The sequence below is a fragment of the Lysinibacillus sp. A4 genome, from assembly GCF_024919535.1.
GTDB lineage: Bacteria > Bacillota > Bacilli > Bacillales_A > Planococcaceae > Lysinibacillus > Lysinibacillus capsici.
Genome location: NZ_JANWTB010000006.1, coordinates 48,680 through 62,215, shown reverse-complemented (window position 1 = coordinate 62,215; position 13,536 = coordinate 48,680). Strand labels below are relative to the sequence as shown.

The 13,536-nt window shown below is 38.0% G+C and carries 13 protein-coding genes; all 13 read left to right on the top strand.

The window, feature by feature from the left end; all coding sequences use genetic code 11:
* Nucleotides 1-57 precede the first annotated feature (57 nt).
* The gene (locus NY607_RS13400; protein ID WP_131521869.1) at nt 58-786 is read left to right on the top strand and encodes a GntR family transcriptional regulator; all 729 of its coding nucleotides are present in this window, start codon (nt 58-60) and stop codon (nt 784-786) included.
* Between the two features lie 53 nt (nt 787-839).
* Nucleotides 840-1,925: a BMP family lipoprotein gene (locus tag NY607_RS13395; protein ID WP_048391537.1), complete on the top strand. Its 1,086-nt coding sequence runs from the start codon at nt 840-842 to the stop codon at nt 1,923-1,925.
* Between the two features lie 376 nt (nt 1,926-2,301).
* Entirely contained in the window at nt 2,302-3,849 is a 1,548-nt protein-coding gene (locus tag NY607_RS13390) for an ABC transporter ATP-binding protein (RefSeq protein WP_054550535.1), read from the top strand.
* Nucleotides 3,849-4,895: an ABC transporter permease gene (locus NY607_RS13385; protein WP_131521868.1), complete on the top strand. Its 1,047-nt coding sequence runs from the start codon at nt 3,849-3,851 to the stop codon at nt 4,893-4,895. The genes NY607_RS13390 and NY607_RS13385 overlap by 1 nt, the downstream gene beginning before the upstream one ends.
* Before the next feature lies 1 nt (nt 4,896).
* The gene (locus tag NY607_RS13380; protein WP_048391533.1) at nt 4,897-5,856 is read left to right on the top strand and encodes an ABC transporter permease; all 960 of its coding nucleotides are present in this window, start codon (nt 4,897-4,899) and stop codon (nt 5,854-5,856) included.
* A 171-nt stretch (nt 5,857-6,027) separates the two neighbouring features.
* Nucleotides 6,028-7,299: an EF-P 5-aminopentanol modification-associated protein YfmF gene (yfmF, locus tag NY607_RS13375; protein ID WP_131521867.1), complete on the top strand. Its 1,272-nt coding sequence runs from the start codon at nt 6,028-6,030 to the stop codon at nt 7,297-7,299.
* On the top strand, nt 7,296-8,597 hold the full coding sequence (gene yfmH / locus NY607_RS13370) for an EF-P 5-aminopentanol modification-associated protein YfmH (RefSeq protein ID WP_131521866.1): 1,302 nt from the start codon (nt 7,296-7,298) through the stop codon (nt 8,595-8,597). Before yfmF ends, yfmH begins: the two co-directional genes overlap by 4 nt.
* A complete protein-coding gene (gene ymfI / locus NY607_RS13365; RefSeq protein ID WP_131521865.1) occupies nt 8,594-9,322 on the top strand; it encodes an elongation factor P 5-aminopentanone reductase in 729 nt (242 codons plus the stop codon). Before yfmH ends, ymfI begins: the two co-directional genes overlap by 4 nt.
* A gap of 45 nt (nt 9,323-9,367) precedes the next feature.
* Complete coding sequence (locus tag NY607_RS13360) at nt 9,368-9,625, top strand: DUF3243 domain-containing protein (RefSeq protein ID WP_004224939.1); 258 nt, start codon at nt 9,368-9,370, stop codon at nt 9,623-9,625.
* Nucleotides 9,626-9,841: 216 nt separating this feature from the next.
* The gene (locus NY607_RS13355; protein WP_026023397.1) at nt 9,842-10,627 is read left to right on the top strand and encodes a DUF3388 domain-containing protein; all 786 of its coding nucleotides are present in this window, start codon (nt 9,842-9,844) and stop codon (nt 10,625-10,627) included.
* A gap of 16 nt (nt 10,628-10,643) precedes the next feature.
* Nucleotides 10,644-11,573, top strand: a complete 930-nt coding sequence (locus tag NY607_RS13350; protein WP_193767401.1) for a helix-turn-helix domain-containing protein — start codon at nt 10,644-10,646, stop codon at nt 11,571-11,573.
* Between the two features lie 47 nt (nt 11,574-11,620).
* Nucleotides 11,621-12,199, top strand: a complete 579-nt coding sequence (gene pgsA / locus NY607_RS13345; RefSeq protein WP_004224936.1) for a CDP-diacylglycerol--glycerol-3-phosphate 3-phosphatidyltransferase — start codon at nt 11,621-11,623, stop codon at nt 12,197-12,199.
* Nucleotides 12,200-12,216: 17 nt separating this feature from the next.
* Nucleotides 12,217-13,476: a competence/damage-inducible protein A gene (locus NY607_RS13340; RefSeq protein WP_131521863.1), complete on the top strand. Its 1,260-nt coding sequence runs from the start codon at nt 12,217-12,219 to the stop codon at nt 13,474-13,476.
* The last annotated feature ends 60 nt before the right edge of the window (nt 13,477-13,536 follow it).

Sequence of the window (13,536 nt, the reverse complement as noted above, 5' to 3'; positions counted from 1 at the left end):
GATTAGTAGGAATGTTGTACATCAGATGTCTGATCTCTAGTTTTGGTGGTGATATATGTGACTATTAAAGCAGATCATCGTCATCTCTATCTTCAAGTAATCGATCGTTTAAAATCTGACATTGAGGCTGGCATTTTTAAAGAAAATGAAAAGCTGCCTTCAGAATTTGAATTATCGAAATCACTAGGAGTCAGTCGAGCAACACTTAGAGAAGCACTTCGACTGTTGGAAGAGGAAAATGTGATTGTGCGCCGACATGGGGTTGGGACTTTTGTTAACCCGAAGCCGTTGTTTACATCAGGCATCGAGCATCTATCTAGTATTTCTTCTATGATCGAGACAGCAGGTATGGAGCCAGGTTCGCGATTTTTAAAAGCGACTGAGCACGTGCCTTCTGAGGAAGATTTAAAACGCTTCCAAAGTGATGGCGACGATAAAATACTCACGATTGAACGTGTCAGAACAGCGGATGGTGAGCCAGTAGTATACTGCATAGACAGGCTACCTGCAAGCTTCCTGCCTACTGACTTTGTCGAAAAAAAAGAAGTTTCACTGTTCTCTGCACTTGAGCAATCTGGCAAAATTCATGTAGCTTATGCTGTAACCTATATTGATCCAGTTGGGTATCATGAACAAGCCTCACCGATTTTAAATTGTGGACGTGAGACAGCTCTTTTAGTGTTAAAGCAATTGCATTATGATGATCATGATCAAGTAGTGCTCTATTCAAAAAATTATTTCCGAGCTGATAAATTCAGCTTCCATGTAGTTCGTAAACGGGTGTAGAACATTTCTAAATTTTTTCCTGCTAATTACAATACCTTTGGGGGGTTAATTAAATGAAAAAACGTAAATTTGGTTTAGTATTAACATCAGTATTAGCGGCAAGTGCTATTTTAGGTGCTTGTGGTACGAAAGACGACGAAAAGCCAGCGAAAGAAAATGACAATGCTTCAGGTGGCGAAAGCACAGAAGAAGCTTTCTCAGTAGCGATGGTTACTGACGTAGGTGGCGTTGATGACAAATCATTCAACCAATCTGCATGGGAAGGTGTACAAGCTTACGGTAAAGAGCACGATTTATCAAAAGGTGATGGTGGTTTTGACTACCTACAATCAGCTTCAGATGCTGACTATGAAACAAACTTAAACAACTTAGTTCGTCGTGACTTTAACTTAGTATTTGGTATCGGATTCATGATGGCTGATGCAATTGATGCAGTTGCTTCTGAAAATCCAGATAACCACTTTGCATTAATCGATGCTGAAGTAGAAGCAGACAACGTAGTAAACGTACTGTTCAAAGAGCAAGAAGGTGCTTTCTTAGCAGGTGTTGCTGCAGCGAAAACATCTAAAACAGGTAAAATCGGCTTCGTAGGCGGCGTTGATATTCCAGTTATTAACCGTTTCCACGCTGGTTTCGTTGAAGGGGCTAAAGCAGTAAACCCAGATATCGATATTCAAGTAAAATATACTGGTGCGTTTGATAAAGCGGATCTTGGTAAAATTACAGCGAACAGCATGTATTCTTCAGGTGTAGATGTAATCTTCCACGCTGCTGGTGCAACTGGTAACGGCGTATTCTCTGAAGCAAAAGAGCGTAAAGCGAAAGATCCAAATGCAGATGTATGGGTTATCGGTGTAGATGCTGACCAATACGAAGAGGGTAAAGTAGACGATAAAACAAACGTTACATTAACTTCTATGTTAAAAGGTGTTAATACAGCAGTAGTAGATATTTCAAATAGAGCGAAAAATGGTGATTTCCCAGGTGGAGAAACACTTGTTTACGGTTTAGCTGAAGATGGCGTTAAACTTGCAGATTCTCGCGGTGCGATTCCAGAAGATGTACAAAAAGTAATCGACGAATATAAAGAAAAAATTGCTAAGGGTGAAATCAAAGTTCCAGAAAAAGTGGAAAAATAATTCATCTTTTGATCATCATAAGGGACTCTTAGAAGGACCTTATGATGATTTTTCAATCTATCGTTATATTTAGATTATTCGCAATACTCTATTTAGCTAGATTTATAGAAACCTTATAGAGGTAGTAATTATGATTTGAATAATGATGGTAACAAGTTAATAGAAGAAAGGTTTCTAACGATGACCTTTCCTGTATTAATTTAGCAAAACATCTACCTCTATAGGTGGGATATTAAATCGGTAATAAAATATAGCCTCTAGTAGAAAATTTATTACTGGACGTATGGCTTATCTGTACCATCCATCATGTAGCAGCAGATACTATACGCTAAGATGAAAATACTTAATAATAGTGCCTATTAAGGGAGTGACAAATTTGGATTATGTGATTGAAATGCTAGGAATCCGTAAAGAATTCGGTAATTTCGTGGCGAATAATAATATCACCCTCCAACTGAAACAAGGCGAGATTCATGCATTGCTAGGTGAAAATGGTGCAGGTAAATCGACTTTGATGAACGTCCTTTTTGGTTTGTATCAACCAGAGGGTGGCGAAATTCGTGTACGTGGGAAGGCTGTAAAAATTACAAACCCGAATATTGCCAATGATTTAGGGATTGGCATGGTGCATCAACATTTTATGTTGGTAGAAAACTTTACGGTAACAGAAAATATCATTTTAGGCACTGAGCCTACTAAAATGGGAATTGTGAATATAAAAGATGCGGCTAAGAAAGTACAAGCACTTTCTGAAAAGTATGGTTTAGATGTTGATCCGAACGCCAAAATCGAGGATATCACGGTTGGTATGCAACAGCGTGTAGAAATATTAAAAACCTTATATCGTGGTGCCGAAATTTTAATTTTTGATGAACCAACTGCATCATTAACACCGCAAGAAATTACCGAATTAATTCAAATAATGCGCCGTCTTATCGCAGAGGGTAAATCCATTATTTTAATTACGCATAAGCTAAAAGAAATTATGGAAGTTTCAGACCGAGTGACGATTATCCGTAAGGGAGAAGGGATTGGCACTGTTGTAACCGCTGCCACAAATCCTGATCAGCTTGCTGAAATGATGGTTGGCCGTCAGGTTGAATTCAAAACGGAAAAAACGGATGCGACACCGACTGACGAAGTGCTTGCAATTGAGAACTTGGTTGTTACAGACTATCGAAATATTGATAAAGTTAAAGGTCTTAATTTAAATGTTCGTAAAGGTGAAATCGTAGGTATTGCTGGTATTGATGGTAATGGTCAATCCGAGTTAATAGAAGCCATTACAGGTCTACGCAAAATTAAAAGTGGTAAAGTCAAGCTGAATGGTAAAGATATTACTAACATGAAGCCTCGTAAAATTACAGAGGAAGGCGTAGGACATATTCCACAAGACCGTCATAAGCATGGATTAGTTTTAGATTTCCCAATTGGTCATAATATTGCATTGCAAACATATTACCAATCTCCAATAGCGAAGGGCTTTGTGATGGACTATAAAAAGGTGTCAGAGAAAGCTCGCCAAATCATTAAAGAGTATGATGTGCGTACTGGTAATGGAGAGATGACACCAGCTCGTGCATTATCTGGTGGTAACCAACAAAAAGCAATTATTGGTCGTGAAATTGACCGTAACCCTGATCTATTAATTGCTGCTCTACCAACACGTGGACTTGACGTAGGAGCTATTGAATTCATTCACTCTCGTCTAATTGAGCAACGTGATAAAGGGAAAGCCGTTTTATTAATCTCATTTGAATTAGATGAGGTAATGAATGTTTCGGATCGAATTGCTGTTATCTATGATGGACAAATTGTCGATGAGTTAAATCCGAAAGAAACGACTGAACAAGAGCTAGGCTTACTAATGGCAGGGCAAAGTAAAAAAAATATAAAGCGTGATGCGAAGGAGGGGAACGACTAATGTCAAATCGTGTCATTAATATCCTCGTTCCTATCATCTCTATCATTATCGGTTTAATTGTAGGGGCTATCGTTATGGTAGTCAGTGGCTATGACCCAGTGCAAGGTTATATCGCTCTTTGGACAGGTATTTTTGGAGATTCATATTCAATCGGGAACACAATTCGTCAAATTACACCATATATTTTAGCAGGTCTTGCGGTAGCATTTGCATTCCGTACAGGGCTCTTCAATATCGGTGTGGAAGGTCAGCTAATTTTAGGTTGGCTAGCCGCTGCTTGGGTAGGTTATGCGTTTGAACTTCCTAAAATCATTCACTTACCATTAGCATTGCTTGCAGCAGCTGCAGCTGGTGCATTTTGGGCCTTTATTGCAGGTTTCTTAAAAGCGAAATTTAAAGTTCACGAAGTTATTGCGACAATTATGCTGAACTACACTGCACTTTATATTGCAAATGCAGTGATTAAAAAATTGTCCGATGGCAGCTTTAAAACAGAACGTATCCATGAGTCAGCTTCTTTACGTTCTCCGTTTTTAAGAGAGCTTACAGACAATTCAAGTCTTCACTATGGGATCATTGTTGCACTGTTAATGGTAGCTGTGATGTGGTTCATTTTAGAAAAAACAACACGTGGCTACGAGCTAAAAGCAGTAGGTTTTAACAAAAATGCTGCTGACTATGCAGGTATGAGTGTTAATAAAAATATTATTTTAGCTATGACGATTTCAGGTATGTTTGCAGGTCTTGGTGGTGCGATGGAAGCTTTAGGGACATTCCAAAACGCATCCATTAAACCTGGCTTTACGGGAATTGGTTTTGACGGTATCGCCGTTGCGTTACTTGGTGCCAATACACCACTTGGGGTAGTGTTTGGAGCATCCCTTTTTGGTTCTTTAAAGTATGGTGCATTAAATATGCCAAATGCTGCGGGTATTCCAGAAGAAATCGTATCCATTATTATTGCATTGATTATCTTCTTCGTTGCATCAGGCTATATTATTCGAGTAGGCTTACAAAAGCTGAGCAAGAAAAAGGAGGGACAATAACATGAGCTTTTTAGAAATGTTATATTTCATCATCCCTTCAGCGATTCTTTATGCAACACCTTTGATTTTTACGGCCATCGGTGGGGTATTCTCTGAACGCTCTGGTGTTGTCAACATCGGGCTAGAAGGCTTAATGATTGTCGGTGCTTTTGTTGGTATTTTTGTCAATTTAGAATTCGCTTCATCATTAGGGGCAGCAACAGTTTGGGTAGCAATGCTAGCAGCTGTTGTGATTGGTGCTGTGTTCTCACTTTTCCATGCTGTAGCTTCTATTTCTTTCCGTGCCGATCAAACGGTATCAGGGGTAGCTATTAACCTACTAGGTTTAGCTGCAACCGTATTCTTAGTAAAAATGATTTATGATAAAGGTCAAACAGATATGATAGACCAACCGATTCGTCGTTTTGGTGTTCCTTACTTAGAGGATATTCCGTTCTTCGGTCGTTTACTGTTCCATGATGTTTATAGCACATCTATTTTAGCGTTTGCTGTAGCATTCGGGGCATGGTTTATCATTTATAAAACACCATTCGGCTTGCGTTTGCGTGCAGTGGGTGAACACCCAATGGCAGCAGATACAATGGGTATAAATGTAAATAAAATGCGCTATATTGCCGTGATGATTTCTGGGGCATTAGGTGGTCTTGGTGGTGCAGTGTATGCACAAACAATTACACATGACTTCTCACACGCAACAATTGCTGGTCAAGGTTTCATGGCTATTGCTGCAATGATTTTCGGGAAGTGGCATCCAATTGGAGCACTAGGTGCAGCCTTATTCTTCGGTTTAGCACAAACATTAAGTATTGCAGGGAATCAAATTCCGCTAATCGAAAATGTTCCAGCAGTTTATCTACAAATTTTACCGTATGTGTTAACAATTCTTGCTTTAGCAGGCTTTATTGGTAAAGCAAATGCTCCAAAAGCGAGTGGACAGCCTTATATTAAAGGTAAACGCTAAGAAAAGCATTTTAAGGGACTGGGCAAGCTATGCTCAGTCCTTTTTCTATATAATTGGCGAAATTTTTAATTTTTCCCATACATACTTTGGATTCCTTTTGCAATTATAGACAATAGACATGTATAGTATGTGTAGTACATCGTTATATTAAGAAGGATAGGAGGGTTTCATATGTTTAAAACAATACCTTTTGCAAAAGGTGTCAATTTGCATATCCGACAAACGACCCAATTTAAAACCGTAAATTTTTCAATTAAATGGAGAAGAGCATTAACGGCTAAAAGTGCATCAGAGCGTACAGTATTAACAAATGTACTGCAGCACAGTAATGCTAAATATAAGACAACTGCTGCTTTTCGAAGCTTTTTAGATGACTTGTATGGTACAGTTTTGTATTTTGATACATCGAAGCGTGGAAATGAGCATACAGTTCTTATGAATGTAGAGACTGTTAATGATCATTATCTAGCGAATACAAGTGTCTTAAACGAAGTCCTTGGTTTATTGCATACAGCTATTTTTGAGCCTAATCTAGAAAATGGTGTCTTTAAGGAATCCGTTGTAGAGCGTGAGAAAAAGACAGTTATTCAACGTATTGAATCTATTTTTGATGATAAATCTCGCTTTGCTCAATTCCGTCTACAACAAATCCTGAGACCAAATGAGCCAGCTTCAATTTCAGCGAATGGTAGTGTCGAAGAAATTCAAAAGATTACCACTGCCTCATTATTTGAGGCTTATCAATCGATGCTAGCTAACGACAAAATCGATATTTATGTAGCTGGAGACATTAATGAAGAGGAAATTGTTGCGAAATTAAAAAAAGCGCTACCATTTAAGGATCGTACTCCTAAGGAAGTTCCAGCAGTACTCCCACAACAACATCCAGACAATGATTATGTAAGAGAACAGCATGAAATGAAACAAGGTAAACTTCATATTGGCTTTAGCACACCTGTTAGATTTGGTGATGCAGATTTCTCTAAGATGCAAATTTTTAATGGCATTTTTGGTGGCTATCCACATGCCAAGTTGTTTATGAATGTTCGTGAAAAAGAGAGTCTTGCTTATTATGCTTCTAGTTCCTATGCTTCGCATTATGGACTTGTATTTGTTGTATCTGGGATTGAAGCTAAAAATGAAGAAAAAGCGCTATCTTTAATTAAAGAACAACTTGCCGTCATGCAGGCTGGAGACATTACAGATTTAGAGCTGGAGCAAACAAAGGCTATGCTGACAAATCAGCTAAAAGAATCCTTAGATTCGGCACGAGGTCAAATTGAAATTTTTGATCAATATAAGGATTTACCTGAGGAATTCTCAGTTCAGGCCTGGGCAAATAAGTGGAAAGCTGTGACAAAAGAAGATGTTGTTGCAATGGCAAAGCAAGTGCAGCTTGAAGCGGTCTATTTCTTATGTGGAAAGGAGCAAGCCGCACAATGAAAACAATAGAATTTAAACAATTAGATGAAACACTTTATTATGAAAAACTAGACAATGGCTTAGATGTTTATATATTGCCGAAAAAGGGCTTTTCTAAAACATTTGTTACATTTACAACAAAGTACGGCTCTGTCGATCGTACGTTCGTGCCAATTGGTGAAACAGAAAGTATTTCTGTACCAGATGGTATTGCACACTTTTTAGAGCATAAAATGTTCGAAAAAGAGGATGGAGACGTTTTCCAAAAATTTAGCGAATATGGTGCTTCTGCGAATGCATTTACATCGTTTACGCGTACAGCTTATTTATTTTCATCTACTGACAATATTTATAAAAGTACAGAAACTTTATTGAATTTTGTCCAAGAACCATACTTTACAGAAGCTACTGTCAATAAAGAAAAAGGAATTATTGGGCAAGAAATTACAATGTATGATGATCAACCAGACTGGCGTCTATACTTTGGCACAATCGAAAATATGTATCATCATCATCCTGTAAAAATTGATATCGCAGGTACAATAGAATCGATTGATGGCATTACAGCGGAGCACTTATATACGTGCTACAATACGTTTTATCATCCTTCAAATATGTTGTTATTTGTGATAGGTGCTGTTGAACCAGAAGAAATGATGACGTTTATTCGTGAGAATCAGGGTAAAAAAGAATTCCCAGAACCAACGCCAATTCAACGTTTCTTTGATAAAGAACCAACAGAGGTAGCCATTAAAGAACGTACATTAAATATGGATGTTCAAAAACCAAAAATTTATGTAGGTTTAAAAGCGAAAGACACTAATTTATCAGGCCAGGACATGTTAAAGCATGAGTTGTCGGTTCAAATTGCACTTGAACTTATTTTTGGACGTACCTCTGATTTTTATGAGCGTGTTTACGAGGAAGGTTTAATTGATGAGACATATGCTTTTGATTTTACTTTAGAAAATGGCTTTGGGTTTGCCATGATCGGATCAGATTCAGCAGAGCCAGATAAATTGGCAAAAACGATTATGGACGAATTAACAAAATATGAAGGAAATAGCCAATTTGATCGTGCTGGTTTGGAGCGTATAAAACGCAAAAAAATTGGATTCTTCCTACGTGCATTAAATTCGATCGAGTTTATCGCAAACCAATTCACACGATATTCCTTTAATGACATGAATTTATTTGATGTAGTACCAATACTTGAGACATTAACCGTGGAGGATTTACAAAAAGCATTTGCTTCTATCCAAGGTGAAACACAGCAAACAGTCTTTAAAATTCTGCCAAGTAAGCAGGATGCACAGTGAAAAAATTTGCCCTTGTTTTAGGTGCATCAGGTGATATCGGTCATGCCATTTGTCAAAGCTTAGCTGAGGATGGCTGGTCCATCTATGTACATTATTCAAACAATCAAAATGCGGCACAGAGGTTATGTGTAAAGCTTTCCGAAAATTTCCCTGCACAAGAATTTATGCTTGTACAGGGGGATTTTTCAATTGTTTATGGAGCAGAAATGGTAGCTGCACAAATTTTTAATGTACAGGCTATTGTTTTTGCCAATGGACAAGCCCATTATTCCTTGCTCGAAGATACGACAGTGGAGGATATGGATGCTTTATGGCGTGTTCATGTTCAAAATCCTATGAGACTGACAGCTTTACTTTCTGGAAAACTTCGCAAGCATAAAGTGAGCTATGTACTATTTATAGGTTCCATTTGGGGAGAGGCTGGCTCAGCGGGGGAGGCACTTTATGCAACTGTTAAGGGTGCGCAGCATGCTTTTGTTAAATCCTATGCAAAAGAAGCGGCATTATCTCGGATTAGAGTGAATGCTATTGCTCCTGGCTTTATAAATACCTCAATGAACAGCCATCTAAATCAAGAAGAGCTTCAATACATTTTGGACGATATCCCACTAGGCTCCATTGGACAAACAAAGGATGTGGCTGAAATGGTACGTTTTTATTTGTCTGGTAAAGCTGATTATGTGACAGGACAAATCGTACGATTAAATGGAGGTTGGTACATATAATAATCTCTTTTGCACATACTACTTGTGTAAAGGAGGAGGAAGAATATGACCATTTTAGAAAACTGGCAAAAATGGACATCGTTTTTAGGACAAAACGTTATGCAAGCTGAATCAAGCGGTATGCCTAAGAAAATGATTCAAACGGCTGCTGTCCAAATTGGGGAATATTTGGCGACTAATGTCGACCCTAAAAACGAACAAGAGCGAGTGCTGTCGGATTTATGGGGCGTTGCCTCTGAAGATGAAAAACATGCATTAGCGAATTGTGTCATTAAGCTCGTACAAAATAAGCATGTGCAGTAAATAAAAGAGGAGAGCCAATCTCCTCTTTTTGCTATACTATAAACTTTTTATCTGTGAAAACGGGAACGTATGTAAGCCTATTTAACAGTCATCAAAAAAAATTAGTAAATAACGCTGTAATTCCATGTATTCTAACTTTCCATTACATAAAAAATCAGCTATGATGGAACTTATAAAGGATTTTTTACGTTAACTAATAGGAAGGGAACGAGTGTGTTGAGCGATTGGTACTTTGAATATGAAATTCAGGTGAATCGCCCTGGATTATTAGGAGATATTGCTTCACTTTTAGGGATGCTTCGTGTCAATATTATATCAATAAATGGTGTAGATGAGGATCGACGTGGTATGTTAGTGCATACAGACAATGATGAGGCAATTGAGCGTTTTCGTACAATTGTTTCGACAATGGAACATATTAACGTAACCAAATTTCGACAACCAAAACTTCGTGACCGTTTAGCCATTAGGCATGGTCGTTATATTCCTCGAGATGCAGATGAAAAAAACACATTCCATTTCGTAAGAGATGAACTAGGTATTTTAGTCGACTTTATGGCAGAACTCTTTAAAAAAGAGGGACATAAGCTGATTGGTATTCGTGGCATGCCACGTGTTGGAAAAACTGAATCCATAGTAGCCGCCAGTGTCTGTGCCAATAAAAAATGGATCTTTTTATCATCTACAATGATTAAGCAAACAGTTCGTAATAAGCTTGTGGGAGATGAATTTAGTCGTAACAATATTTTTATTCTAGATGGTATTGTGACTCGACGTTCATCCGATGAGAAACATTTGCAATTAGTGCGTGAAATGATGAATATGCCTTGTATCAAAGTTGTAGAGCATCCAGATATGTTTGTTCAGCATTCAGAATATAAAATAGAGGATTTTGATTATATTATTGAACTGCGTCATCACACTGATGAAGAAATTACTTATGAAATAATGGAAAAAAATCATATGTCCGAATCCGATTCTTTTGGAGGATTTAATTTTTAATTTGATGTTAAAGTAGGTGTTATTAGTGGCAGAATTAGGGACTCGACTGAAAGAGGCGAGACTGTCTAAAGGCTACAGCTTAGACGATTTACAAGAAATAACGAAAATCCAAAAACGTTATTTAGTAGGAATTGAAGAGGGCAATTATTCCATTATGCCTGGTTCGTTTTATGTAAGAGCTTTTATTAAACAATATGCAGAAGCGGTTGGTTTGGACGCGGAAGAAATTTTAGAGACATATAAAAATGAACTACCGAGCACTCCAAACGATCAAGTAAATCAATCAATAACGAATAGTCCTAGCAGAAGAAAAGTAACGAAAGGCCCTTCGAATAAAATGATGGAGGCTATGCCCAAAATCATTGTTGCTTTATTTATTGTAGTGATTATTGTGGTTATCTGGGTGCTATGGCAATCAAAAAACAGTCCAGGGACAAGCGAGGAAAACACTTCTACTCCTGAAATTGAATATGACACAAATGTCAAGCCAATTGATAGTGAGAAGGATAAAAAAGAACAAGAAAATAAAGATGCACAGAAAAATGATAAAGAAGATAAAAGCTCTACAGAAGAAACACCAACTGATGAAGATGACACTGATCAAACTGAAGAGATGAAGCAAACAATTTCCGCAGGTACTGTTGAAGCAGATGGTGCGACAACTTCTTATACGTTAACAGGTACGGATACAATGAAACTAAAAATCGAAGTATCAGGCCCTACATTTGTTGGTATTCGCAATCAACAGCAACAAGAAATATTAACAGATACGCGTGTCTATAATGCCGGGGAAGTAGTTGAATTTGACGCCTCAACACAAAACTATGTTCGTATTCGTCTCGGTAATTCAACGCAAGCTAAAATCTATATTAATGACGAACTTCTAACGTATGCACAACAAATTGTAACGCAAAATATCGTCATCAATTTCAATAAAGAACAGTAGTCATCACATGATGACTACTTTCTTTCATCATGAAAGGTGTTAGAAAAATGAACATTCCAAATAAAATTACCATCTCTCGAATCTTACTTATTCCATTCTTTGTCATTGTTATGATGTTTGATTTTGGCTGGGGAACATTATCACTTTTTGGTGCAGAGATGCCAATCCATCATTTTATAGGCGCACTTATTTTTATCTTTGCTTCAACAACCGATTGGGTGGATGGTTATTACGCACGTAAGTATAATCTTGTAACGACATTTGGGAAATTTTTAGATCCCTTAGCTGACAAGTTACTTGTCTCAGCAGCCTTTATTTTAATGGTCGAGCTTAAGATGGCACCTGCTTGGGTAATTATCATTATTATTAGTCGTGAATTTGCTGTAACGGGTTTACGTTTGATTTTGGCAGGTGGAGGAGAAGTCGTAGCTGCCAATCAGCTTGGTAAAATTAAAACTTGGGCACAAATTGTAGCGATTGCTGCTGCTCTTTTACACAATACAATCTTTACATTGGTTGGTATTCCATTTGATACAATCATGCTCTATGTTGCATTGTTCTTTACACTTTGGTCAGGATGGGATTATTTCTATCTAAATCGACGTGTATTACTTGAGTCTAAATAAGAAAGGTCTTGGGGTTCATGAATGCTGAAATTCTTGCGGTTGGCTCAGAACTATTATTAGGTCAAATTACGAATACAAATGCGAGGTTTATCTCAAGCCAGCTATCCGAGCTTGGCATCAACGTTTTTTATCATACCGTAGTAGGCGATAATGCAAAGCGTTTAGAACAAGCTATCGAAGTGGCAGAGTCTCGTGCAGATCTCATTATTTTTTCGGGAGGACTTGGTCCGACAAAAGATGATTTAACGAAGGAAACGATTGCACGTCATCTTGGTGTTTCTCTTGAGTTTGATGAAGTAGCATTGACGTATATTGAGCAATTTTTTGCTAAACGAGGACGTCCAATGACGGAGAATAATCGTAAACAGGCATTAATTTTAGCTGGGAGTGAGGTATTAGCTAATCACCATGGAATGGCTCCAGGTATGATCTTCACAAAAAATGATCGCACTTATATTTTATTACCAGGACCTCCAAAAGAGTTAGAACCAATGTTTCAATTTGAGGCTAAACCTAAACTTGCTGCGATGCTTAATGATGGAGGGATCATTGCATCACATGTTATGCGATTTTATGGAATTGGTGAGGCCGAGCTTGAAGTACAAGTTCAAACTATTTTAGATGCACAAACCAATCCAACAGTTGCTCCACTTGCTTCTGATGGTGAGGTAACGTTACGCGTAACAGCTAAAGCCGCAACAGAGCAACAAGCTGACCAGCTTATTAAGGCAAAGGTTGCAGAAATACAAGCACTTGTTGGTGATTATCAATATGGTGTAGATGATGATTCCCTTGCCTCAAAAACGGTAGAAATGCTACTGGATAATGAGCTAACGATTGCGGCTGCTGAAAGTTTAACTGCTGGTTTATTTCAATCTGAACTTGCGGAAATTCCAGGGGTAGGCAATGCACTTATAGGAGGCGTTGTTACCTATGCAGCAGATGCGAAAGTAAAACAGCTAGGCATTTCACAAGATTTAATTGATACACATGGTGTTGTGAGTGCTGAGTGTGCAGCGGCAATGGCAAGTGCTGTTCGTGAGAAATTTGCTACAAATATTGGGATTGGCCTTACAGGAGAAGCAGGTCCCACTGCGCATGATCATCAGCCAGTAGGTACGGTTTGGATTGGTATTGCTATAAATGATGAGGAGCCGCTTACATATTTACTTCATTTATCAGGCATGCGAAATACGAATCGACTCCGTGCGGTGAAATTTACATGTCATTATTTAATGCAGCTTTTAGAAGAACGTGGCTACGCAAAACGTTATTAAAATAGAGTAAAACATAGGAATTTGGGTAGAGGAAAACTATCCAAATTTTTATTTTGAAGG

Coding starts and splice junctions, on each gene's coding strand:
- NY607_RS13360 (WP_004224939.1), top strand. CDS start 9,368: ATGACCATTTTAGAAAACTGGCAAAAATGGACATCGTTTTTAGGACAA.
- yfmF (WP_131521867.1), top strand. CDS start 6,028: ATGTTTAAAACAATACCTTTTGCAAAAGGTGTCAATTTGCATATCCGA.
- NY607_RS13340 (WP_131521863.1), top strand. CDS start 12,217: ATGAATGCTGAAATTCTTGCGGTTGGCTCAGAACTATTATTAGGTCAA.
- NY607_RS13380 (WP_048391533.1), top strand. CDS start 4,897: ATGAGCTTTTTAGAAATGTTATATTTCATCATCCCTTCAGCGATTCTT.
- pgsA (WP_004224936.1), top strand. CDS start 11,621: ATGAACATTCCAAATAAAATTACCATCTCTCGAATCTTACTTATTCCA.
- NY607_RS13385 (WP_131521868.1), top strand. CDS start 3,849: ATGTCAAATCGTGTCATTAATATCCTCGTTCCTATCATCTCTATCATT.
- yfmH (WP_131521866.1), top strand. CDS start 7,296: ATGAAAACAATAGAATTTAAACAATTAGATGAAACACTTTATTATGAA.
- NY607_RS13395 (WP_048391537.1), top strand. CDS start 840: ATGAAAAAACGTAAATTTGGTTTAGTATTAACATCAGTATTAGCGGCA.